Here is a 22,677-nt window from a genome sequence, read left to right as displayed (position 1 = left end):
GCTTAGATCTTGTGGTTGGCAAGCTGGGTCACGAGCTGCGAGACCGACGAATCCATCAGGTGGATCAGCGGCTGCGGCCAGATGCCCAGGGCCATCACGGCGGCGGCGAAGGCGCCGAGAACAAACCATTCGCGGCCATTGATGTCCTTCATCTCGGCCACGTGCGGGTTGGTGACGTCGCCCCACAGCACGCGCTTGACCATGTACAGCGTGTAGGCCGCGCCGATGATCAGGGTGAAGGCGGCAAAGAACGCGATCCACGGGTTCGCCTGGAAGCTGGCCAGGATCACCTGGAACTCGCCCACGAAACCGCTGGTGCCCGGCAGACCGCTGTTGGCCATGGCGAACAGCACGTAGAAGAAGCCGAACCAGGGCATGACGTTGATGACGCCGCCGTAGTCCTTGATCTGGCGGGTATGCAGGCGGTCGTACAGCACGCCGATGCACGAGAACATCGCGCCCGAGACGAAGCCGTGCGAGATCATCTGCACCATCGCACCCTGCATGCCCAGCTTGGCGGCATCGAGGTTGTTGGTGCCACGCACCAGCATGAAGGCGATGAAGATGCCCAGGGTGACGAAGCCCATGTGCGCCACGGACGAATACGCCACCAGCTTCTTCATATCCTCCTGCACCAGCGCGATGTAGCCGATATAGACCACCGCGATCAGGCTCAGGCCGATCACCACCCAGGCGTACGCGTCAGCGGCGTCCGGCGTGATGGGCAGCGAGAAACGCAGGAAACCGTAGCCACCGATCTTCAGCATCACCGCGGCCAGCACCACCGAACCACCGGTCGGCGCCTCCACGTGGGCGTCCGGAAGCCAGGTATGCACCGGCACCATCGGCACCTTCACCGCGAAGGCGATAAGGAAGGCGAAGAACAGCCAGGTCTGTTCCTTCATGGAGAGCGGCAGCGCCGCCAGCGTGGCCAGGTCGAACGAACCCGCCTTCAGGTACAGGTAGATCAGGCCCACCAGCATGAAGATGGAGCCAAAGAACGTGTAGATGAAGAACTTCAGCGTGGCGTAGACGCGACGCGGACCACCCCAGACACCGATGAGGATGAACATCGGGATCAGCATGGCCTCGAAGAACACGTAGAACAGCAACGCGTCGGTGGCGCAGAACACGCCGATCATCAGGCCCTCGAGCACCAACATGGCGGCCATGTATTGGTGCGGGTTGGTCTGGATGACCTCCCAGGCGCCCACGATCACCAGGATGCCCACGAAGGTGGTCAGCAGGATCAGGGCGACGGAGATGCCGTCGACGGCAAGGCCGTAATGGACGCCGAGCGAGGCGATCCACATGTGGCTTTCCACCAGCTGCTTCGAACCGTCGGCCGCGTTGAACTGCGGCAGCAGGTAGAGGCTGGCCACGAAGGTGAGGATGGCCACCAGCAGGGCAATCCAACGCGCGGCGTTGGGACGGCCGGAGCCGGCGAGCAGCACCGGGATGGCGCCCACGATGGGGAGCCAGATCAGCAGGCTGAGCAAATGATTGAACATGGAGCAGGTTCCCTTATTGCCCGACCAGCCAATACCCGCCAAGCAGCAGGATAAGGCCGAGAATCATCGCGAAGGCGTAGTGATAGAGATAACCGGACTGCAGGCGACGCACGCCACCCGCGATGCGGTCCACCAGACTCGCCGAACCGTCGATCAGCACACCGTCAATGATCGTGGCATCGCCACCCTTCCAGAGGGCGCGACCCAACGCCATGCCGCCACGGGCAAAGACGATGTAGTACACCGCGTCGAACCAGTACTTGTGGTTGAGCACGTTGTAGATCGGCTTCAGCGCATTCTTGATGCGATCAGCCACGGCCGGGTTGAACAGGTAAATGTAGGTCTGGATGGCGAAGGCTGCGGCCACCAGCCAGAACGGCAGCTGGGTGAAGCCATGCAGTGCCATGCCGACCCAGCCATGGAATTCCTTGCCGATCTCACCGAGGACATTGCTCGCCTCGTTGACGTGGATGGCAGAGCCGAACCATTCGCCGAAAAGCAGCGGCTGGATGGCCAGAGCACCCACGATGATCGACGGGATCGCCAGCAGGATCAGCGGCAGCGTCACCACCCACGGCGACTCCTTCGGCGTCTCGTGCATGATGCCGGCCTCGTGGTGGCCGTGGTCATCTTTGTGCGAGACGTGATGGTGCTCGTCGTGCTCGGCGTGCGCATGGCCGTGATCGTCGTGGCCGTGACCATGACCGTGGCCATGATCGTGCACCACCACGAAACGCTCCTTGCCGTGGAAGGTCAGGTACATCTGGCGGAAGGTGTACAGCGCGGTCACGAAGGCGCCGGCCATCACGCAGAAGTAGGCGTAGCTGGCACCAGCACGGTGCGATTCGCCTACTGCCTCGATGATGGCGTCCTTCGAGTAGAAGCCGGCGAAGAACGGCACGCCGCACAGCGCCAGCGAACCGATCCACATGGTGATCCAGGTGATCGGCATGTACTTGCGCAGGCCGCCCATGTAGCGCATGTCCTGCTCATGGTGCATGGCGATGATGACCGAGCCAGCACCCAGGAACAGCAGCGCCTTGAAGAAGGCGTGGGTCATCAGGTGGAACACGGCGCCGGCATAGGCCGACACGCCCAGCGCCACCGTCATGTAGCCCAGCTGCGACAGCGTGGAGTACGCGACGACGCGCTTGATATCGTTCTGCACGATGCCGATCAGGCCGGTGAACAGCGCGCCGGTGGCGCCGATGATCATCACGAAGCTGAGCGCGGTCTCCGACAGTTCGAAGATCGGCGACATGCGGGCGACCATGAAGATGCCGGCGGTCACCATCGTCGCGGCGTGGATCAGTGCCGAGATCGGGGTCGGGCCTTCCATCGAGTCCGGCAGCCACACGTGCAGCGGCACCTGGGCCGACTTACCCATCGCACCGATGAACAGCAGGATGCAGATGACCGTCGCGGCATCCCAATGGGTGTTCTGCGTGATCTGCAGCGTCTTGCCCACCAGAGTCGGCGCAGCCGCGAACGCGGTGGCGTAATCCAGCGTGTTCAGGAAATACAGCACGCCCGCGATACCCAGCAGGAAGCCGAAGTCGCCCACGCGGTTGACCAGGAACGCCTTGAGGTTGGCGAAGATCGCCGTCGGGCGCTTGTACCAGAAGCCGATCAGCAGGTACGACACCAGGCCCACCGCTTCCCAGCCGAAGAACAGCTGCATGAAGTTGTTGCTCATCACGAGCATCAACATCGAGAAGGTGAACAGCGAGATGTAGCTGAAGAAGCGCTGGTAGCCCGCATCGTCGGCCATGTAGCCGATGGTGTAGACGTGCACCAGCAGCGACACGAAGGTCACCACCACCATCATCATGGCGGTCAGGCGATCGATCAGGAAGCCGACATGGGCGCTGTAGTGGCCGATGTCGAACCAGGTGTAGATGTTCTGGTTATAGATCGGTGCGCCGCCAACAGTGAGTTGGTACAGCACGTAGAACGACAGGCCGCAGGCAATCGCCACGCCAAGAATGGTCGCGGTGTGGGCGCCGGCACGGCCGATGAAGCGACCAAGGAAGCCCGCAAGCACGCACCCGACGAGCGGTGCGAGGGCGATGGTCAGCAGAATGGAGGTAGACAATTCCATCGGGTCAGCCCTTCATGCTGTCGATTTCGGCGACGTTGATGGTGCTGCGGTTGCGGAACAGCAGGACCAGGATCGCCAGGCCGATGGCGGTTTCCGCCGCAGCCACGGTGAGGATGAAGAACACGAACACCTGCCCCGCCACGTCGCCCATGAAACGGGAGAACGCTACGAAGTTGATGTTCACCGCCAGGAGCATCAGCTCGATCGACATCAGCAGAACGATCACGTTCTTGCGGTTGATGAAGAGACTGGCCAGGGCGATGCTGAAGAGCACCGCACCAAGCACGATGAAGTGCGAGAGCGTGATCATGGGGTGGTCTCCTTGCCCGGTGCCGGTTGCGGCGCGACGGGGACTTCGGCCGCCATCTTCACCACGCGGATACGGTCACGCGCATTGACGCTGACCTGCTGCGACGCCTGCTGGTGACGGGTGCCGGCGCGATGACGCAGAGTCAGCACGACCGCGGCCACCACGCCCACCGTCAGGATCAGCGCGGCAATTTCAAACGGCAGCAGGAACTGCGTGTACAGGGCGCTGCCGAGCCAGGCGGTGTTGGACATGCCGGCGGCGGTGGCCGGGTTGGCGCCCATCACCGTCTCGTGCATGGCGCGAACGCCGATCAGCGCAAGCATTTCGCCGAGCATGACGAGGGCCACGATGATGCCCACCGGCAGGTATTTGATGAAGCCTTCCCTCACCTGCTCCTGCTTGATGTCCAGCATCATCACCACGAACAGGAACAGCACCATCACCGCACCGACGTAGACCACGATGAGCGCGATGGCGAGGAACTCCGCCTCCGCCAGCAGCCAGATACAGGCTGTGCTGAAGAAGGTGAGCACCAGCGACAGCACGGCGTGTACCGAGTTGCGCAGGGTGATGACGCCCAACGCCGCCGCCACGGTGACCGCGGCGAAAGCGTAGAAGCAGACGAGTTGGAACATGGACGAATCGATCATGATGTTCCTTCCTCAGCGATACGCAGCGTCTTGAGCGCGGGCAGCCGCGATCTCCGCCTCGAAGCGGTCGCCGATGGCGAGCAGCTGCGGCTTGGTCACCACGTTCTCGCCACGCTGCTCGAAGTGGTACTCATGGATGTGGGTTTCGACGATCGAGTCCACCGGGCAGCTCTCTTCGCAGAAGCCGCAGAAGATGCACTTGAACAGGTCGATGTCGTAACGCGTGGTGCGGCGCTGGCCATCGCTCTCGCGCGGGGCGGAGTCGATGGTGATGGCCAGGGCCGGGCACACTGCCTCGCACAGCTTGCACGCGATGCAACGCTCTTCGCCGTTGGCGTAGCGACGCAGGGCATGCAGGCCGCGGAAACGGTTGGACTTGGGGATGTGCTCCATCGGGTAGCGCATCGTGTACTTGGGGCTGAACATGTAACGCATGGTCAGGCCCAGGCCCTTGAGCAGCTCGATGAGCAGCAGGCTTTTGAAATAGTGAGTTACGCGGGACATATTTTCTTCAGCCTCCCGTGCCGACGGTGACCCAGCCGAAATACTTCATGCAGCCGGCGACGAGGACCCAGACGATGGTGATGGGAATGAATACCTTCCAGCCCAGACGCATGATCTGGTCATAGCGGTAACGCGGGAAGCTGGCGCGGAACCACAAGAACATGAAGGCGAAGACGAACACCTTGACGAGCAGCCACAGGATGCTGTCGTGGCCCAGGAAGCCCCAGGAGGCCGGGAACGGCGACAGCCAGCCACCCATGAACAGGATCGAGGCAAGGAAGCTGACCAGGATCATGTTGGCGTATTCGGCCAGGAAGAACAGCGCGAACGCCGAGCCGGAGTACTCCACGTGGAAGCCGGCGACGATTTCCGACTCACCTTCCGCCACGTCGAACGGCGCGCGGTTGGTTTCGGCCACGCCCGAGATGAAGTAGATGATGAAGACCGGGAACAGCGGCCACATGAACCACTCGAAGATACCCTTCGAACCAGCCTGCGCATGCACGATGTCGGTGAGGTTCAGCGAACCGGCCAGTACCAGCACGCAGACCAGGCACAGGCCCATGGCCAGTTCGTACGAGATCACCTGCGCGGCGGAGCGCATGGCGCCCAGCAGTGCGTAGCGCGAGTTGGAGGCCCAGCCCGCGAGGATGATGCCGTACACGCCCAGCGAGGTCATCGCCAACAGATAGAGCAGACCCGCGTTGACGTTGGCCAGCACCAGCTTGTCGTTGAACGGGACCACGGCCCAGGCGGCCAGCGCCGGGATCAGGGCGATGAGCGGCGCCAGGTAGTACAGCGCCTTGTTCGCGCTGGTCGGAAGGATCACTTCCTTCAGCAGCAGCTTGGTCACGTCGGCAAAGGCCTGCAGCAGGCCGAACGGACCCACCTTGTTGGGCCCCATGCGCACGTGCATCCAACCGAGGACCTTGCGCTCCCACCACACGTACAGCGCCACCGTGATCACCAACGGCAGGACGATGCACAGGATGTAGATGATCGGCAGGCCGAGCTGATTGATAAGCTGATCGACCATGTGCTTACGCCTTGCTCAGGGTGAGGGCTGCGCCGTAAGGCGGCAGCGTGACAGTGTCGTCGTGCGCGGCTTCGATCCATGCCGCGCCATCGGGCACGGTCATGTCGATCACCAGCGGCAGCACGGCGTCGGCAACGCGGACAGCATCGCCCTCGCCCAGGCCCAGGCGCTTGGCTTCATCCGCATTCACGCGGACGGCCGGCGCACGGTTGAGCGGGTGCTTGCTGAGCGCGGTGGCACGACGGAGCACGGCGTCGGTGCGGTAGATCGGCCAGGTGGCCAGACGGCTCAGGCCGCCGGTCGGCTGACGCGGAGCCAGCTCGGCGCGCGACGGGTGTGCACGCTCGGTGATGCCTTCACGCAGGCCGGCCAGGTCGTCGAACTCAAAACCGGCGAGCTTGAGGACGCCGCCCAGTGCGCGCAGCACCTTCCAGCCCGGACGGGTTTCGCCCGGCGCCTTGGCACCGGCGGCCACGCTCTGCGACAGGCCGTCGACATTGACCAGCGTGCCGTCGATTTCCGGCAGCAGGCCGATCGGCAGGATCACATCGGCCACGGCGCGCAGCTCATCGCTGGCATAAGCGGAGAACGCCACGACCTTCTGCGCACCCTTGAGCGCCTTCAGGAAAGCTGCGCCGTCGGCCACATCCAGCGGCTCCACGCCGTACAACACATAAGCCTTGCGCGGCTGAGCCAGCATGGCCTGCGCGTCGAGACCGCCGTTGCCCGGCAGCACGCCGACACGGCCCAGGCCCACGGCGTTCGCGCCGACCGGCAGTTCGTTGTAAGCGGCACCCGTGGCCTGCGCGATGAACTGCGCCACGGCGCGCAACCACGAAGCCTGCGGATGCGTGACAGCGGCCTCGCCGAGGATGACGACCGCGCTGCCGCTCTTGAGATCGGCGATGGCGTCCTTGTCGCCCTGGTCGGACGTGGCGCCGTTGATGGCGTCAGCCAGCGCTGCGGGAGCGGAAGCGCCCGACTCCACGGCAGCCTTGGCCAGCGCGAGCAGCGCATCGACCAGCGCCTGCGGCGCGACGATGGCCTCGCCAGCCAGCTTGTAGTTGAAGTGGAAGCTCGCCGGGTTGACGGCGTAGACCTTGGCGCCCTTCTTCACCGCCTGGTGGATGCGGTGATTGACCAGCGGCAGCTCGTGGCGCAGGTCCGAACCGACCAGCAGCGCGGCCTTGACCTTGTCCAGTTCCGCAACCGGCTTGCCGAACGCCGTGGCGATGGCGTTATCGGCGAAGTCGAGCTGGCGCACGCGGTGGTCGACGTGGGCACTGCCCAGGCCACGGGCGAGGCGCACCAGCACATCACCCTCTTCATTGGTGGTGGCCGGATGCACCAGCACGCCCAGATCGCTGCCCGGCACGGCCTTCAGTGCTTCGGCGGCGGCGCCCAGTGCGTCTTCCCACGTGGTGGTGACCCACTGGCCATTGCGCTTGACCTGCGGAGCGCTGACGCGGTCAGCCGCGTACAGGCCCTGATGGCTGTAACGGTCACGGTCCGACAGCCAACACTCGTTGATCGATTCGTTATCGCGCGGCACTGTGCGCAGCACCTCGCCGCGGCGCGTGTGCAGCCACAGGTTGGAGCCCAGCGCATCGTGGTAGGCCACGGACGGCTTGGCGATCAGCTCCCAGGCGCGGGCCTGGAACTGGAACGGCTTGTTGGTGAGCGCGCCGACCGGGCAGACGTCGATGATGTTGCCCGACAGCTCCGTCTCGATCGTCTTGCCGATGTAGGTGCCGATCTGCAGGTTGTCGCCGCGGCTCATGCCGCCGAGCTCGTACGTACCGGCGATTTCGCTGGTGAAGCGCACGCAGCGCGTGCACTGGATGCAGCGGGTCATCTCGGTGGCGACCAGCGGGCCGAGGTTCTCGTCCGCGATGGTGCGCTTGCGCTCGGTGTAGCGCGACACGCTGCGGCCGTAGCCCAGCGCGACGTCCTGCAGTTCGCACTCGCCGCCCTGATCGCAGATCGGGCAATCCAGCGGGTGGTTGATCAGCAGGAACTCCATGACGTCCTTCTGATACTTCAGGGCGACGTCAGTGCGGGTCTTCACCTTCATGCCTTCGGCCACCGGGGTGGCGCAGGCCGGCTGCGGCTTGGGCATGGGCTTGCCGCCCATTTCCACTTCCACCAGGCACATGCGGCAGTTGGCGGCGATGGGCAGCTTGCGGTGATAGCAGAAACGCGGGATCGACACGCCAATGGCGTCGGCCGCTTCGATGATCATGGCGCCCTTGCGGATCTGCGTGGGCTTGCCGTCGATCTCGATGTTCAGCAGGTCAAGATTTGGCGTAGTGGGCTGCGCACTCATGCGGCGGCTCCAAGCTTGTCGTCGACAATGGAGCGGCCATTGACGATGTAGTACTCGAATTCATCCCAGAACTGGCGCAGGAAGCCCTGCACCGGCCACGCGGCGGCTTCGCCGAACGCGCAGATGGTGTGGCCTTCGATCTGGCCGGCAATGGCCTTGAGGCGGTGCAGGTCGTCCATCGTGCCCTTGCCTTCCACGATGCGGTCCAGCACGCGGTGCATCCAGCCGGTGCCTTCACGGCACGGGGTGCACTGGCCGCAGCTTTCCTTGTGGAAGAACTGCGAGATGCGGCGGGTGAAGCGGACCGTGCAGACGGTGTCGTCGAGCACCACGATGGCGCCCGAGCCCAGGCCCGTCTTGAGGTCACGCAGGGTGTCGTAGTCGAACGGCAGGCCCTTCAGCTGCTCGGCACGCAACACCGGCATGGACACGCCACCGGGGATCGCGCCCTTCAGCGTGCGACCCGGACGCAGGCCACCGGCCATTTCCAGCAGTTCGTCGAAGGTGGTGCCCAGCGGCACTTCGAAATTGCCGCCCTTCTGCACGCAACCGGAGACCGAGAAGATCTTCGGACCACCGTTCTTGGTCTTGCTCTGCGCCAGGAACCAGTCGGCACCCTTGCGCAGGATGGCCGGCACCGAGGCGTAGGTTTCGGTGTTGTTGATGGTGCTGGGCTTGCCGTACAGGCCGAAGTTGGCCGGGAACGGCGGCTTGAAGCGCGGCTGGCCCTTCTTGCCTTCCAGCGATTCCATCAACGCGGTTTCTTCGCCGCAGATGTAGGCACCGGCGCCGAGTGCGCCATAGATGTCCACATTGAGGCCGGTACCCTGAATGTTCTTGCCGAGCAGACCCGCGGCGTAGGCTTCCTTCAGCGCTTCTTCGAAGTGCTCGAAGGGCTCGTGATGGAACTCGCCACGCAGGTAGTTGTAGGCAACGGTCGAGCCCGTGCAATAGCACGCAATGGCCATGCCTTCGATCACCGCATGCGGGTTGAAGCGCAGGATGTCGCGGTCTTTGCAGGTGCCCGGCTCGGATTCGTCCGAATTGCAGAGGATGTACTTCTGCATGTCACCCTTCGGCATGAAGGACCACTTCAGGCCGGTCGGGAAGCCTGCGCCGCCACGGCCGCGCAGGTTGCTCTTCTTGATCTCTTCGATCAGAGCATTCGGATCGGGCTTCTCGGCGAGGATCTTCTTCCACGCTTCATAACCACCGACCTGGGTATAGCTGTCCATCGCCCACGGCTTGTCGAAATGCAGCGTGGTGTAGACGACCTGGTGTTCTTTGGGTGCGGGTCCGTAAGCCATTGCGCCCTGCCCTTACTTGAGACCGTCGAGAATCTCGTCGATCTTCTGGATCGAGAGACGCTCGTGGTAGTGACCATTGACGGTCATCGCCGGCGCGGAGGCGCAAGCGGCGATGCATTCTTCTTCGCGCTTCAGATACACGCGGCCATCGGCGGTGCTTTCACCGAGCTTGATACCCAGCTTTTTCTCGGCGTGCGCCACCAGCTCTTCTGCGCCGTTGAGCCAGCACGAGATGTTGGTGCAGATGGCGACGTTGTTGCGGCCCACCGGCTTCGTCTCGAGCATCGAGTAGAAGGTGGCGACCTCGTAGGCCCACACAGAGGGCAGGTCGAGGTACTTGGCTACCGCGACGATCAGCTCGTCGGTCAGGAAGCCGTGGTTCTGTTCCTGCGCGGCGAACAGCGACTGGATCAGCGCCGAACGCTTGCGGTCCGCAGGGAAACGGGCAACCCACTCCTCGATGTGATGACGAGTGTGTTCGTTGAGTACGACGAGCGGGTCGACGTTCTTGACCTGCTCGTAATTTCCGGTGGCTTTCATGTGTGCTTTCCTCCCGGGCTCAGCGATCGACTTCGCCGAACACGAGGTCGTAGGTACCGATCATCGCCACCACGTCGGCCAGCATGTGGCCGCGCACGATGGCGTCCATCGACGACAGATGGGCAAAACCCGGGGCGCGCAGATGCACGCGGAACGGCTTGTTCGCACCGTCGGAGACCAGGTAGCAGCCGAACTCGCCCTTCGGCGCTTCGACGGCGGCGTAGGTTTCACCGGCCGGCACGCCATAGCCCTCGGTGAAGAGCTTGAAGTGGTGGATCAGCGCTTCCATGTCTTCCTTCATCGTTTCACGATGAGGCGGAGCGACCTTGTAGTTCTGCACGATGACCGGGCCCGGGTTGGCCTTCAGCCACTTCACGCACTGCTGGATGATGCGGTTAGACTGGCGCATCTCTTCGACGCGAACCAGGTAACGGTCGTAGCAGTCGCCGCCCACGCCCACCGGGATGTCGAAATCCATCTCGGCGTACTTGGCGTACGGCTGCTTCTTGCGCAGATCCCAGGCAATGCCCGAGCCGCGCAGCATCACGCCCGTCATGCCCCAGGCCTGGGCCTTTTCCGGCGGGATGACGCCGATGCCGACGGTGCGCTGCTTCCAGATGCGGTTGTTGGTGAGCAGTTCCTCGTACTCGTCCACCTTGGTCGGGAAGTCGCTGGTGAACGCTTCGAGGTAGTCGAGCATGGAGCCTTCGCGCCAGCTGTTGAGGCGCTTGAGATCCTTGCCCTTGTGCCAGGGCGACTCGCGGTACTGCGACATGTGGTCCGGCAGGTCGCGGTAGACGCCGCCCGGACGGTAGTAGGTCGCGTGCATGCGCGCGCCCGACACCGCCTCGTAAACGTCCATCAGTTCCTCGCGCTCACGGAACGCGTACAGGAACACCGCCATCGCACCCAGGTCGAGCGCGTTGGAGCCGACCCACATGAGGTGGTTCAGGATGCGGGTGATCTCGTCGAACATGGTGCGGATGTACTGCGCACGCTCCGGCACCTCGATACCCATCAGGGTTTCGATGGCGCGCACGTAGGCGTGCTCGTTGCACATCATCGACACGTAGTCGAGGCGATCCATGTAGCCGATCGACTGGTTGAACGGCTTGGACTCGGCCAGCTTTTCCGTGCCACGGTGGAGCAGGCCCACGTGCGGATCGGCGCGAACGACGGTTTCGCCGTCCATCTCCAGCACCAGGCGCAGCACGCCGTGCGCAGCGGGATGCTGCGGGCCGAAGTTCATCGTGTAGTTGCGGATTTCTTGCATGATCAGTTATTCCGCCAGTTGTCGGCCGCCTCGGCCTTGGCCTGCAGCAGGTCGGCGTCGTCACGGATGACGCGCGGCACGAGCACGCGCGGTTCGATCGACACGGGTTCGTACACCACGCGCTTCTGCTCGGGGTCGTAACGTACTTCGACGTTGCCGATCAGCGGGAAGTCCTTGCGGAACGGATGGCCGACGAAGCCATAGTCGGTAAGGATGCGGCGCAGGTCCGGATGGCCTTCGTAGACGATGCCGTACAGGTCGAACGACTCGCGCTCGAACCAGTTCACGCCCGGGTAGATGCCGGTCAGCGAGGGCACCACCGGCAGCGTGTCGTCTTCGCAGAACACGCGCAGGCGCACGCGCTGGTTGTTCTCCAGCGACAGCAGGTGAACGATGGAAGCGAAGCGGTTCGGCAGCGTATCGGGACGCGGACGGTCGGACCACTTGAAGCGGCCCATGGCCTCGCCCTCGACGCCACGCGAGAAACCCGTGCCGGACACGGTTTCGGTGTCCCACTCGGTCTGGCCGTAGCTCATGTAGTCGACGCCGCAGACGTCGATGGGCACGCCGAAACGGAACGGTGCCTCGTCACGCAGCGCGGTGGCCACCGCGAGCAGGTCGGCGGCGGCCACTTCGGCGGTGACTTCGTTGCGGACGACGCTGATCTTCAGCGTGTCGCCGAATCGCGCGGACAGGCGCTCGGCCAGCGAGTTGATCGGAGTATCAGTCATGGCTCAGCTGCGCCTTTTAAGAACGCGCGATGGTGTTGGTGCGGCGGATCTTCTTCTGCAACTGCAGGATGCCGTGGATCAGCGCTTCGGCCGTCGGCGGGCAGCCGGGCACGTAGATGTCCACCGGCACGATGCGATCGCAGCCGCGCACCACCGAGTACGAGTAGTGGTAGTAGCCGCCACCATTGGCGCAGCTACCCATGGAGATGACCCACTTCGGGTCGGGCATCTGGTCGTAGACCTTGCGCAGCGCCGGGGCCATCTTGTTGACCAGGGTGCCGGCCACGATCATCACGTCGGACTGGCGCGGACTCGGGCGGAACACCACGCCGTAGCGGTCCAGGTCCAGGCGCGCGGCGCCGGCATGCATCATTTCCACGGCGCAGCAGGCCAGACCAAAGGTCATCGGCCACATCGAACCGGTGCGCGCCCAGTTCATCAGGGCGTCGACGCTGGTGGTGGCGAAACCGCGCTGGATGACGGGGTTGTCCTCGGCCGGACGCAGGATGTCGTCCACCAGGTTCAACGGCTGCGGGTTGTGCATCACCCGGTCAAGGGACGAGATCACTCCCATTCCAGTGCTCCCTTCTTCCACACGTAAGCAAAACCAATGACAAGGAGCAGCAGGAACAGCGCCATTTCAATCAGCGCGACGATGCCGATCTTCTGGAACACCACTGCCCACGGGAACAGGAAGGCGATTTCCAGGTCGAAAATGATGAACAGGATCGCCAGCAGGTAGTACCGCACGTCGAAGCGCATGCGCGCGTCTTCGAAGGCCTCGAAGCCGCACTCGTAGGGCGAGAGCTTCTCCGATTCGGGTCGACGGGGGCCGGCCAGGAGGCCAATGACCAGCAGCACCACGCCAAGGCCGGCGGCAACGCCGATGAACAGCAGAATGGGCCAATATTCGGCAAGCACGGTAAAACGTACCTCCGCGCCGTCTTTGGCGCATCAGTGACCGTCGGGGAAACGGTCCGGAACCGGATTCGGCATGGCCCGTGAAGGCCAAGGGTTATGCACCACGATCACGATGCTTGCGCAGCAGCGAACGTCCGACTTTCCACGATCAGAGTCGGGAATCGCGACATTGTATCAGTGCGCTTAACAACAACAAGCCTTGATCGGCACTTGGAAGGCGATTTGCAGGGGCGCGCGCCCGTCGGCGCAAGCAATTACTACCAATGTCTTACATGGTGTGCGTGGGCCGCTCGGAACCGGCCATGCCGGCCAGGATGTTCTCAATGCGGGTGCGGGCCGCCTCGCCATCGGCGGATTCGTTGAACTGCACGCCGATGCCGGCGGTACGGTTGCCCTGCGCGCCGATCGGGGTGACCCAGACGACCTTGCCGGCGACCGAGAGGCGCTCACCCTCGTCGGTGAGGTTGATCAGCAGCACCACTTCGTCGCCCAGCGAGTACTTCTGGGCGGTGGGCGCGAACAGGCCGCCGCTCTTCAGAAAAGGCATATAGGCGTTGTAGAGCGACGCCGCGTCCTTGATCTTCAACGAAATAATGCCCTGGCGGGCGGCAATGACCGGATTCATGACTGCTCCTGCACGCCATTGATGCGGCGCCCCTGCCCGCATCGTAACGACCGCCGCGACCCAGCGACAAGCGAGATGTCGACGGATTGTGACGGGGACGGCGCGCCCCGAAGGCCGACTAGGCCCCGTGGAGCTCGCACCAGCCCCATCGGTCGAAGATCCAGGGCGACGGAAGATTCATGTGAAGCTTGGCGAAGCGCGGCCCGGCGACCGACGGGTCCAGCCCGTGCAGGACGTATCGCCCCTGCCCGTCCATGGCCAGCGGCGCCCGGCGCCAGGACCACTCGCGAATACCCTGCCCGTCCACCAGGGTCAGACGCAGCCACCGCTGCAGCAGCGGCGACGGGCGCCACGGCAGCACCGCCGACTCCGTGACCGGCGAGGCATCCCGGGTCCAGTGGTAGCGCTCGGCACGGTCGGCAAGGCGGCGCATGCGCTTGCCACTGAGGGCCATCTGGCTGCCGTGGCAGGCGAGTGCGGCCATTTTGTTGGCGTGCAAGCCCACCGAGGAGTCCAGCTTCACCCTGCCTGTCCCGGCCATGTCGTGACCATGCACGAGGTAGGACAGCATCCTGGGTGGCGCCCCTTCCCGACCGGCCACGGCCAGGCGGGTCAGCACGTGGGCCGCGCCATGGTCCGGATGGCGATCCCCCAGTGACGGCAAGGCCACCAGGGTCGGCCGGAAATCATCAAGGCGCTCCTGGATCACGGCAACGCTGGCATCCAGCGCCGTACACAGCAGCCCGGTCACCCCCATGTCAGGCCACCCTTGTGGCTGCAGGGCCTGCGCATCCACGCCCAGCTGGGTCAGGGCGCGGGCCACCTCGGCCCGGCGTCGCTCGCCCCAGCGCCGGCGCTCGTCGGCGCCAATGCGGATGCGGCGCTCCACCCAGCGCTGCGGCCAGGGGTTGTTGTCGCCATTGGTGAGCAGGACGATCTGCACCTCGCCGCCAGCTTGCCGCACCTGCTGGATCAGCTCACCGGTGGCGATCGATTCGTCGTCGGGGTGCGGGGCCACGACTAGAAGCCGTGTCCCGCTATTCAGGGTCAAGGCCACGTCAGCCTCCTAGAACAGGAGGCGCGGGACGCCAGCCACGGTCGAAGGCCTGGGACCACACCAAGGCCACGGGCGTACCACCACCCAACACCAGATGATGGGTGCCGCGGTCAAGGAACCAGTGATCCGCCACCGGGCCACCGTCCAGGCTGCCACTGAGGCGCTGGTGGCCGTCGGTCACGGCATAGTCTCCGGGCACATTCACTTCGATCGTCTGGCTCGCCTGCTGGTCGGCAAGCATACGACCCGCCACCCAGATGTCGCCGCCCGCATTCACGTAATTGAGCATCACGAAGCGCGCACTGGACGGCGGCAGGCGACGCAGGATCACCAGCATGGTCCGGCGGTTGACCAGGTCATCGGCAATGGTGTCGGCCATCTGGCCACGACGCAGTCGCCGCATGGCCAGACTTTCAATCACGGGATAGTAGGGGCGCGTGCGGAAAACCGAGTCGCCCTTCGGATCCATCACGGTGTCCGTCTCGTCCGTATAGTGCAGCACGGTCGCCAGCTCTTGGCGCTGTCCGGCGAGGGTATCGCGCCAGGGCGGCGCGTAGATCAGCACGGTCGCCAACTCCAGCGCCAGCACGACCACCGGCAACGCCCGCTGCAGCCGCGGACGAGCCACCAGCCATTGCCACGTCGACATCCAGCCGACCGCCGCCATCGTGAGCACCGGAATCACCGGCAGGAAATCCTGCTTGGTGATCAGTGGCCAGATGAACCAGATCAGGAACAGGAACAAGCCGCCCTGCAGGGCGAAGAACACGGTCCAGTCGAAGCCACGCACGGAACGCTGACGCACCTGGTGAAGGCAAAGCGCAATCAGGCCCACCGCCAGCAACACGAACCACAGGCCCTGCTGCGCCGCATGCCGCTTGCCGGCACCGCCCACGTTGTATCCGGCCAGCCCGTACCAGGCGTCGTCCAGCACACCCTGCATCGCCAGCCAGATGACGAAGATCGTCGGAACCACCAGCAAGCCGAGCAAGGCGGCCGCCCAGCAACGGACACCGGCGCGCGGTGCATCCACCGGACGCAGCAGGCGCACGATGCCGGCGGCGACCAGCGTGGTGGCCAGCAACACCAGGGTTTTCTGCGAAACGGACAAGGCACAGCCGAAGGCTAGCCCAGCGACGAAGTAACGCCACGCACGCGGCGGCGCGCCGGCAATGAAGGCCAGCCCCAGCAACCACATCGCCGTCCACATGTCGTCGGTGCGGAACTGCCCGGTGACGACGAAGAAGCGCGGGAACAACCCCGCCACCAGCACGACCACCACCGCCACGCGCCAACCGTAAAGGCGCCGGGCCATCCACCCCGTGGCACCCAGCGCAACGACGTACCAGAACTGCATGGCCAGACGCAGCCAGGTCAGTACGTCGGGACGGTTGTCCAGCCAATGCAGCAGCGGCGAATGAAGCCAGCTGAACAAGGGGCCGTGGTTGTCGAACACGTCGCGGTAAGGCAGCAGCCCTTGCGTCCACGCCCAGGCAACGTGCGCATGCTGCGCTTCGTCCGAGTTGAGCGTGTACGCGTTGAGCCATGCCAGTCGCATGACCAGCAGGAGCAGGAGGGCGATCCACGGCCAGACGGCGAAGTGGCGTTGGGAGGAAAACGTCATCATGTCAGCGTAGGTAGACGGCCTGTCAGCGGGCTTTCCCATAGGAGAACACCTGCCGACGACCCATCCATGTCAGGGCCCGCTCAATGCCAGCGGGCGAGCAACTCCAACAGCAACAGGTCGCCGCGCAGCGGACCACGCAAAGCGTCCCGCGCACGGTTCGCGGCCATGTACCACAGGTCCAGTCCCTCGGCATCGAGCTGGCTGGACAGCGGCCCTTGCCCAGACACCGCGCGCCCCTTCATTTCCTCGGCAGCCGCCTGCGCGGCAAACCAGAGTCGTTGCTGGGGTTCGTTGTCGAGCCAGCGCTTGGCCACTTCCATGGCCTCGCCACGCCCAGCTGCCAGCGCGCCAAGATCCTTGCGCACTTCCTGCCGGCGGGCGAGTGCGCCCTCTTCCACCCAGGCGGACGCCATTCCCGGATTGCCGCCAGCGGCATCGAGTGCGGCGGCGGCATCCTTGACGCCACGCTGCTGCAGCCAGGACAAGGCTTCCTCGCGCGGCGGCAGATGGAACTCGATGCGCTGGCAACGGCTGCGGATGGTCTGCGGCAAACGCCAGGGCGCATCGGCCACCAGCAGCAACAGGGTTTGCGGCGACGGCTCCTCGAGCGTCTTCAGCAGCGCATTGGCCGCCGCGGCGTTCATGGCGTCGGCCGGGTCGATGCACACGATCTGCCAGCCGCCGAACTGGCTGGCCATGGCCAGCCGCGCGGACCATTCGCGGATCTGGTCGACCACGATCTCGCTGCGTTGCACGCCGTCCTTGCGCAGCCCGAAGCTCAGCACGGCGAAATCCGGATGCGTGCCCGCCGCGAACAACAGGCAGCTACGGCACTGGCCGCATGGCTCGCCATCCCGCGTCTGCTGGCACAGCAGGCCTTCGGCGAAACGCCGCATGAAGTCCCGCTTGCCCAGCCCCGCGGGGCCGCACAGCAGCAGCGCATGGGGCATCGCGTCACGCGCGCGGCGCGCCTGCAGCCGCGCCCAGTGCTCGGCGTGCCACGGCATGGCGCTCATGCCACGGCTCCAAACAAGTGACGGGTGGCGTGGATCGCAGCCGCGAGCACTTCCGGGGGCGTAAGCGTGGCATCGATGACGCGAAAGCGCGCCGGCTCAGCCGCCGCACGCGCGCGATACGCCGCACGCACGCGCTCGAAAAAGTGATCGCCTTCCACTTCGATGCGGTCGGCCTCGCCACGGCCCGCGGCGCGTGCGCGCCCGGTAGCCACCGGCAGGTCGAGCAGCAAGGTGAGGTCAGGCGTCAGGCCATGCGTCGCCCACTGCTCCAGCAAGGCGATGCGCTCCACCGGCACGCCGCGACCGCCACCCTGATACGCATAGCTCGCGTCGGTGAAGCGATCGCACAGCACCCACCGTCCCGCGGCAAGCGCGGGTTCGATGCACTCGCGCACCAGCTGCGCGCGCGAGGCGAACATCAGCAGCAGTTCGGATTCGGCGCCCATGTCCCGATGCGCAGGGTCGAGCACGATGGCCCGCACCGCTTCACCCAGCGGCGTGCCGCCGGGCTCACGCGTCTGCACGAGGTCAACGCCCTGTGCCAGCAGATGCTGCTTCAGGCCGGCAAGCAAGGTGCTCTTGCCGGCGCCTTCGCCGCCTTCGAGCGTGATGAGTTTGCCGCGCATCATGGCTGGCACCGTTTCAATTGGAAGCAGGCGACATTGTGATTGTGCTCGTCCAGTGTGCTGGAGAACACATGCGTGCCATCACCGCGCGCCACGAAATACAACTCCGTGCCGGACGCCGGATGCAGGGCCGCCTCGATGGCGGGCCTGCCCGGCATTGCGATCGGCGTGGGCGGCAGACCCTGGCGCGTATAGGTGTTGTACGGCGTGTCGGTGGTGAGATCCGACTTGTGGATGTTGCCCGCGTACGCTTCGCCCATGCCGTAGATCACGGTGGGGTCGGTCTGCAGCAACATGTGGGTCTGCAGGCGGCGAATGAACACGCCGGCAATACGCGTGCGCTCGTCCGCGCGACCGGTTTCCTTTTCCACGATGGAGGCAAGGATCAGCGCGTCATACGGCGTCGCCAACGGCACGTCCCTGTCGCGCTGGGCCCACAGCGTGTCAAGCATCTTCACCATCGCGGCGTGCGCGCGGCGCAGCACGTCCAGATCGCTATCACCCTTCACATAGGCATAGGTCTCGGGAAGAAAACGCCCTTCAGGCATTTCACCCGGTGCACCGATCTTCGCCATCAGTGCCGCATCGTCCAGCGCGGCGCCGTCCTGCCGCAGCTTGTCCGCCTTGGCCAGCGCCTGGCGCAGGTCGCGGAAGTTCCAACCGTCCACGATGGTGAAGTTACGTTGCACCACCTTGCCCGCCGCCATGTTGAGCAGCAGGTCGCGCGGCGTCATGCCGGCGGTCAGTGCGTACTCGCCGGCATGCAGGCGACCGGCAACGCGCAGCTGCTCGGCCAGCACGCGCCAGTACAGCGGCCCGGTGCTGGTCGCGTGCTGTTCGCGCAGCAGGCCAACGACATCACGCAGATTGCTGCCCTTGGCCACGTCCACGCTGGGCGCTTGTGCCGATACGGTCAGCGGCGTGCTGACGAAACGCTGGTAATCCATCCAGCCGTAGACGATGCCGCCGGCCACCGCCAGCAACACCAGCACGATCAGCACGCGCCAGAAGGCCCGCCCCTGCATCTTGTCTCGACTCATGCCTGCTCCATCGGAAATCCCAGGCCGCGCCAGTGCTGCTGCAAGGCGCGGGTCACCGGGCCGGGACCATACACGGTATCGCCCACGGCCTGAACAGGCAGAATGCCCCGGACGCTGGAACTGAGGAAGACCTCATCGGCCCTTGCAAGGTCTTCCGGTCGCAGCTCCCTGACACGTACCTCGGGCATGGCGACCAGGACTTCCGCCCTGGCCACACCGGCGACCCCGCAGCGGTCCAGCGCCGGTGTCACGAGCTGACCATCCAGCACCGCGAACAGGTTGGTCATGGTGCCGGAAATCACCCGGCCGTCGACATCACGCATCAGGCCTTCCGCCACGGCAGGATCGGACCATTCGGCGCGGGCCAGCACCTGTTCCAGCCGGTTGAGGTGCTTCAGCCCCGCCAGCAATGGCTGCAGCGCCAACGCCGTGTCGCACCAACGCACGCGGACGCCCGCCACATACGCATCGCCGCCCATCAGCGGCGCCTTGAAACCAGCCACGATCCGCGTCATCACCGGCGATGCCGGCGGCGCATAACCCCGCTCGCCGAGGCCACGCGTAAGGGTGATGCGCACCACCGCATGATCCATGCCGGCGGCCATCGCCATCGCCTCGCCCTGCAGCGCGGCGATATCCGGCGTGGGCAGCCGCAAGCGGCGGCAACCGTCGCGCAGGCGATCCATGTGTCGCGACCACAGCGGCGCTGCGCCATGCGCAAAGCGAATGGTTTCAAACAGGCCATCCCCATAGGACAGGCCACGATCGAAAACGGAAACGGCAGTCGCGGCTTCACCATTGACCAGCACGCGGCCGGCCATCAGCCCTGCACTCCCAGCGCGCGAAGCAGACCCCGCGCCTTGGCGCGCGTCTCGTCCAGCTCTTTCTCCGCCACCGAGTCGGCCACGATGCCAGCACCCGCGCGCAAGGTGACGTCAGAGCCCGCCAGGGTGAAGGTGCGAATGAGGATGTTCAGATCCAGATCGCCATTGCGGTCGAGATAACCCAACGCGCCGGTATAGGCGCCGCGCGGCGCATCCTCCAGCGCCGCGATGATCTCCATGCAGCGCACCTTGGGACAGCCGGTGATGGTGCCGCCGGGGAACGTGGCCGCGATGACCTCGCCCGGCGTCACATCGTCGCGCAGGCGGCCACGCACGTTCGACACGATGTGATGCACGTGCGCGTAGCTTTCCACCACCATCAGCTCGTTGACCTCGACCGTTCCCGGCACGCAGACGCGACCCAGGTCGTTGCGCTCGAGATCGATCAGCATGACGTGCTCCGCGCGCTCCTTCGGATGCGTGCTGAGTTCACGGATGCGCTCCACGTCGTCATCACCCGGTGTGCGCGGACGCGTGCCCGCGATCGGGCGCGTCTGCGCCAGGCCGTTGCGTACTTCCACCAGGCGTTCCGGCGACGAACTCACGACCGCCCAGTTTGGCTGTTGGAACAAACCGGCAAAGGGGGCAGGATTGGCTTGCCGCAACGACTGGTACAACTGCGCGGGCGTCGGCGGCGTCGCGTAGTGCGCACGCCATGCACGCGACAGATTGACCTGAAAGATGTCGCCCGCGTGCAGGTGCTCGTGAATACGGGCGACACCATCAAGGAACAAGGTCGGCGTGTCTTCTTCGCACGCGTCCGGCGCTGGCAGCGCAGGCACGTCAACGGAAGCGGCGAGATCTGCCTCCATGACGTCGAGCAGCGACTGGCTGCCCTCTTCGGCCACCAATACCGTACAACCGCGCGCGTGATCGACGATCACCGCCGCCGGGCAACGCAAGGCCATGGCGGTTGGCAACACGTCGGACGAACGCAGTCGCAGGCGGCTCTCTATCTCGCCGACGAGCTCATAGGCCAGCAGCAGCAGCCATCCGCCATGGAACGGTAGGTCGATGGACGCCTCACGCGGCAGACGCTCCGCACGCCACGCGTCGTCGAGCGCGTCGAGAAAACGGCCTTCCCGCGGATGTCCCTGTCCGTCGACGAGCCGGCCATCGGCCAGCAAGGCCAGGGTTTCCTGCGGAAACGCAAAAAGGATGTCGTAGCGCGACTGCGGCGTGCCATGCGTCACGCTCTGCAGCAGGCCCGGATAGCGCTCCGGAAATGCAGCGGCCGGCGCGAGCAGATCGCGCCGGCCGTGCAGGGTACGTCGATGAAACAAGGTCACACGCGACGGAAGGCGAGTGTGCCGTTGGTGCCGCCGAAGCCGAACGAGTTGGAGATGGCCACGTCGAACTTGGCCTCGCGCGCGGTGTGCGGCACGAAGTCGAGGTCGCAGCCTTCGCCCGGCTCGTCGAGGTTGATGGTGGGCGGCAGCACCTGGTCGCGCAGCGCCAGGATGGTAAAGATCGCCTCCACGCCACCGGCCGCACCGAGCAGATGACCGGTCGCCGACTTGGTCGAGCTCATGGCCAGCTTGTAGGCGTGGTCGCCGAACACGCGCTTGGCGGCCAGCACTTCACCCAGGTCGCCCAGCGGCGTCGAGGTGCCGTGCGCGTTGATGTACTGCACGTCGGTCGGGTTGAGGCCCGCGTCCTTCAGTGCGGTTTCCATGCTGCGCGCCGCACCCTCGCCACCCTCGCTGGGCGCGGTGATGTGGAACGCATCGCCGCTCATGCCGAAGCCAACGAGCTCGGCGTAGATCTTCGCGCCACGGGCCTTGGCATGTTCGTACTCTTCTAGCACCAGCACGCCGGCGCCGTCAGACAGCACGAAACCGTCACGGTCCTTGTCCCACGGACGGCTGGCCTTGGTCGGCTCGTCGTTGCGGGTGGACATGGCCTTGGCCGAGCAAAAGCCCGCCATCGCCGTGCCGGTGGTGGCGAACTCGGCACCGCCGGCGATCATGACGTCGGCATCGCCGTACTGGATCATGCGCGCGGCCAGGCCGATGTTGTGCGTACCGGTGGTGCACGCGGTCACGCACGCGATGTTCGGGCCCTTCAGGCCATTCATGATCGACAGGTGGCCGGACACCATGTTGATGATCGACGACGGCACGAAGAACGGCGACACGCGGCGCGGCCCCTTGTCGTGCAGTTCGATCGAGGTGTGCTCGATGGTGTGCAGGCCACCGATGCCGGCGGCCACGGCCACGCCGATGCGCGGCGCGTTCGCTTCCGTCACTTCCAGGCCGGAGTCGCGCAGGGCTTGCGTGCCCGCGGCGATGCCGTAGTGGATGAACGGATCCATCTTCTTGATCTCTTTCGGGGCAATCCACTGCGCCGGGTCGAAATCACGGACCTGACCGGCGATGCGCGTGGCATAGGCGGTAGCGTCGAAATGGGTAACCGCGCCAATGCCGCTCACGCCCTTGAGGATGTTGTCCCAGGCGGTCGCGATATCGTTGCCGACCGGCGAAATGATGCCGAGGCCGGTTACAACCACACGTCGTTTGCTCATGCTGATCTTCCCTCGTGTTTCCGTGGCACTGTCGATAGGGACAGGGGATCTGTGCTATTCGCGGCCAC

The 22,677-nt window shown here is 65.0% G+C and carries 22 protein-coding genes; all 22 read right to left on the bottom strand.

Annotation, left to right across the window (positions count from 1 at the left end; all coding sequences use genetic code 11):
- Positions 1-2 precede the first annotated feature (2 nt).
- Positions 3-1,511: an NADH-quinone oxidoreductase subunit M gene (locus HY57_RS10810; protein ID WP_019466193.1), complete on the bottom strand. Its 1,509-nt coding sequence runs from the start codon at positions 1,509-1,511 to the stop codon at positions 3-5.
- 13 nt (positions 1,512-1,524) lie between these two features.
- A complete protein-coding gene (gene nuoL / locus HY57_RS10805; protein WP_019466194.1) occupies positions 1,525-3,612 on the bottom strand; it encodes an NADH-quinone oxidoreductase subunit L in 2,088 nt (695 codons plus the stop codon).
- Positions 3,613-3,616: 4 nt separating this feature from the next.
- Complete coding sequence (gene nuoK, locus HY57_RS10800; RefSeq protein WP_019466195.1) at positions 3,617-3,922, bottom strand: NADH-quinone oxidoreductase subunit NuoK; 306 nt, start codon at positions 3,920-3,922, stop codon at positions 3,617-3,619.
- Positions 3,919-4,572: an NADH-quinone oxidoreductase subunit J gene (locus HY57_RS10795; RefSeq protein ID WP_019466196.1), complete on the bottom strand. Its 654-nt coding sequence runs from the start codon at positions 4,570-4,572 to the stop codon at positions 3,919-3,921. The genes nuoK and HY57_RS10795 overlap by 4 nt, the downstream gene beginning before the upstream one ends.
- A 12-nt stretch (positions 4,573-4,584) precedes the next feature.
- Positions 4,585-5,076: an NADH-quinone oxidoreductase subunit NuoI gene (gene nuoI / locus HY57_RS10790; protein ID WP_019466197.1), complete on the bottom strand. Its 492-nt coding sequence runs from the start codon at positions 5,074-5,076 to the stop codon at positions 4,585-4,587.
- 7 nt (positions 5,077-5,083) lie between these two features.
- Positions 5,084-6,112 carry an NADH-quinone oxidoreductase subunit NuoH gene (gene nuoH / locus HY57_RS10785; RefSeq protein ID WP_019466198.1) on the bottom strand — a complete coding sequence of 343 codons (1,029 nt, stop codon included), beginning with the start codon at positions 6,110-6,112 and terminating at the stop codon, positions 5,084-5,086.
- A gap of 4 nt (positions 6,113-6,116) precedes the next feature.
- Complete coding sequence (nuoG, locus tag HY57_RS10780) at positions 6,117-8,438, bottom strand: NADH-quinone oxidoreductase subunit NuoG (RefSeq protein ID WP_019466199.1); 2,322 nt, start codon at positions 8,436-8,438, stop codon at positions 6,117-6,119.
- A complete protein-coding gene (nuoF, locus tag HY57_RS10775; RefSeq protein ID WP_019466200.1) occupies positions 8,435-9,745 on the bottom strand; it encodes an NADH-quinone oxidoreductase subunit NuoF in 1,311 nt (436 codons plus the stop codon). Before nuoF ends, nuoG begins: the two co-directional genes overlap by 4 nt.
- A 12-nt stretch (positions 9,746-9,757) precedes the next feature.
- Entirely contained in the window at positions 9,758-10,285 is a 528-nt protein-coding gene (nuoE, locus tag HY57_RS10770; protein ID WP_019466201.1) for an NADH-quinone oxidoreductase subunit NuoE, read from the bottom strand.
- Between the two features lie 19 nt (positions 10,286-10,304).
- Complete coding sequence (locus HY57_RS10765; RefSeq protein WP_019466202.1) at positions 10,305-11,558, bottom strand: NADH-quinone oxidoreductase subunit D; 1,254 nt, start codon at positions 11,556-11,558, stop codon at positions 10,305-10,307.
- A 2-nt stretch (positions 11,559-11,560) separates the two neighbouring features.
- Positions 11,561-12,289, bottom strand: a complete 729-nt coding sequence (locus tag HY57_RS10760) for an NADH-quinone oxidoreductase subunit C (protein ID WP_019466203.1) — start codon at positions 12,287-12,289, stop codon at positions 11,561-11,563.
- A gap of 16 nt (positions 12,290-12,305) precedes the next feature.
- Positions 12,306-12,863 carry a NuoB/complex I 20 kDa subunit family protein gene (locus HY57_RS10755; protein ID WP_026034090.1) on the bottom strand — a complete coding sequence of 186 codons (558 nt, stop codon included), beginning with the start codon at positions 12,861-12,863 and terminating at the stop codon, positions 12,306-12,308.
- On the bottom strand, positions 12,854-13,210 hold the full coding sequence (locus tag HY57_RS10750) for an NADH-quinone oxidoreductase subunit A (RefSeq protein WP_019466205.1): 357 nt from the start codon (positions 13,208-13,210) through the stop codon (positions 12,854-12,856). Before HY57_RS10750 ends, HY57_RS10755 begins: the two co-directional genes overlap by 10 nt.
- A 268-nt stretch (positions 13,211-13,478) precedes the next feature.
- Positions 13,479-13,835, bottom strand: a complete 357-nt coding sequence (locus HY57_RS10745; protein ID WP_019466206.1) for a PilZ domain-containing protein — start codon at positions 13,833-13,835, stop codon at positions 13,479-13,481.
- Positions 13,836-13,953: 118 nt separating this feature from the next.
- Entirely contained in the window at positions 13,954-14,853 is a 900-nt protein-coding gene (locus HY57_RS10740; protein WP_019466207.1) for a PIG-L deacetylase family protein, read from the bottom strand.
- 40 nt (positions 14,854-14,893) lie between these two features.
- The gene (locus HY57_RS10735) at positions 14,894-16,516 is read right to left on the bottom strand and encodes an ArnT family glycosyltransferase (protein WP_144240810.1); all 1,623 of its coding nucleotides are present in this window, start codon (positions 16,514-16,516) and stop codon (positions 14,894-14,896) included.
- An 83-nt stretch (positions 16,517-16,599) separates the two neighbouring features.
- A complete protein-coding gene (holB, locus tag HY57_RS10730; protein ID WP_019466209.1) occupies positions 16,600-17,535 on the bottom strand; it encodes a DNA polymerase III subunit delta' in 936 nt (311 codons plus the stop codon).
- Positions 17,532-18,164 (bottom strand): dTMP kinase, encoded by a 633-nt coding sequence (gene tmk / locus HY57_RS10725; RefSeq protein WP_019466210.1) that lies wholly within the window; start codon positions 18,162-18,164, stop codon positions 17,532-17,534. The genes holB and tmk overlap by 4 nt, the downstream gene beginning before the upstream one ends.
- A complete protein-coding gene (gene mltG / locus HY57_RS10720) occupies positions 18,161-19,201 on the bottom strand; it encodes an endolytic transglycosylase MltG (protein WP_026034093.1) in 1,041 nt (346 codons plus the stop codon). Before mltG ends, tmk begins: the two co-directional genes overlap by 4 nt.
- A complete protein-coding gene (gene pabC, locus HY57_RS10715) occupies positions 19,198-20,022 on the bottom strand; it encodes an aminodeoxychorismate lyase (RefSeq protein WP_019466212.1) in 825 nt (274 codons plus the stop codon). Before pabC ends, mltG begins: the two co-directional genes overlap by 4 nt.
- On the bottom strand, positions 20,022-21,374 hold the full coding sequence (locus tag HY57_RS10710) for an aminodeoxychorismate synthase component I (protein WP_019466213.1): 1,353 nt from the start codon (positions 21,372-21,374) through the stop codon (positions 20,022-20,024). Before HY57_RS10710 ends, pabC begins: the two co-directional genes overlap by 1 nt.
- Entirely contained in the window at positions 21,371-22,609 is a 1,239-nt protein-coding gene (gene fabF, locus HY57_RS10705; protein ID WP_019466214.1) for a beta-ketoacyl-ACP synthase II, read from the bottom strand. The genes HY57_RS10710 and fabF overlap by 4 nt, the downstream gene beginning before the upstream one ends.
- Between the last annotated feature and the right edge of the window lie 68 nt (positions 22,610-22,677).

Source organism: Dyella japonica A8 (assembly GCF_000725385.1).
Taxonomy (GTDB): Bacteria; Pseudomonadota; Gammaproteobacteria; order Xanthomonadales; family Rhodanobacteraceae; genus Dyella; species Dyella japonica_C.
This window is presented reverse-complemented; position numbering and strand designations above follow the sequence as displayed.

Excerpts from the sequence above, each read along its gene's own strand:
- HY57_RS10810 (WP_019466193.1), bottom strand. The coding sequence starts at position 1,511 with ATGTTCAATCATTTGCTCAGCCTGCTGATCTGGCTCCCCATCGTGGGC.
- nuoL (WP_019466194.1), bottom strand. The coding sequence starts at position 3,612 with ATGGAATTGTCTACCTCCATTCTGCTGACCATCGCCCTCGCACCGCTC.
- nuoK (WP_019466195.1), bottom strand. The coding sequence starts at position 3,922 with ATGATCACGCTCTCGCACTTCATCGTGCTTGGTGCGGTGCTCTTCAGC.
- HY57_RS10795 (WP_019466196.1), bottom strand. The coding sequence starts at position 4,572 with ATGATCGATTCGTCCATGTTCCAACTCGTCTGCTTCTACGCTTTCGCC.
- nuoI (WP_019466197.1), bottom strand. The coding sequence starts at position 5,076 with ATGTCCCGCGTAACTCACTATTTCAAAAGCCTGCTGCTCATCGAGCTG.
- nuoH (WP_019466198.1), bottom strand. The coding sequence starts at position 6,112 with ATGGTCGATCAGCTTATCAATCAGCTCGGCCTGCCGATCATCTACATC.
- nuoG (WP_019466199.1), bottom strand. The coding sequence starts at position 8,438 with ATGAGTGCGCAGCCCACTACGCCAAATCTTGACCTGCTGAACATCGAG.
- nuoF (WP_019466200.1), bottom strand. The coding sequence starts at position 9,745 with ATGGCTTACGGACCCGCACCCAAAGAACACCAGGTCGTCTACACCACG.
- nuoE (WP_019466201.1), bottom strand. The coding sequence starts at position 10,285 with ATGAAAGCCACCGGAAATTACGAGCAGGTCAAGAACGTCGACCCGCTC.
- HY57_RS10765 (WP_019466202.1), bottom strand. The coding sequence starts at position 11,558 with ATGCAAGAAATCCGCAACTACACGATGAACTTCGGCCCGCAGCATCCC.
- HY57_RS10760 (WP_019466203.1), bottom strand. The coding sequence starts at position 12,289 with ATGACTGATACTCCGATCAACTCGCTGGCCGAGCGCCTGTCCGCGCGA.
- HY57_RS10755 (WP_026034090.1), bottom strand. The coding sequence starts at position 12,863 with ATGGGAGTGATCTCGTCCCTTGACCGGGTGATGCACAACCCGCAGCCG.
- HY57_RS10745 (WP_019466206.1), bottom strand. The coding sequence starts at position 13,835 with ATGAATCCGGTCATTGCCGCCCGCCAGGGCATTATTTCGTTGAAGATC.
- HY57_RS10735 (WP_144240810.1), bottom strand. The coding sequence starts at position 16,516 with ATGACGTTTTCCTCCCAACGCCACTTCGCCGTCTGGCCGTGGATCGCC.
- holB (WP_019466209.1), bottom strand. The coding sequence starts at position 17,535 with ATGAGCGCCATGCCGTGGCACGCCGAGCACTGGGCGCGGCTGCAGGCG.
- tmk (WP_019466210.1), bottom strand. The coding sequence starts at position 18,164 with ATGATGCGCGGCAAACTCATCACGCTCGAAGGCGGCGAAGGCGCCGGC.
- mltG (WP_026034093.1), bottom strand. The coding sequence starts at position 19,201 with ATGAGTCGAGACAAGATGCAGGGGCGGGCCTTCTGGCGCGTGCTGATC.
- pabC (WP_019466212.1), bottom strand. The coding sequence starts at position 20,022 with ATGGCCGGCCGCGTGCTGGTCAATGGTGAAGCCGCGACTGCCGTTTCC.
- fabF (WP_019466214.1), bottom strand. The coding sequence starts at position 22,609 with ATGAGCAAACGACGTGTGGTTGTAACCGGCCTCGGCATCATTTCGCCG.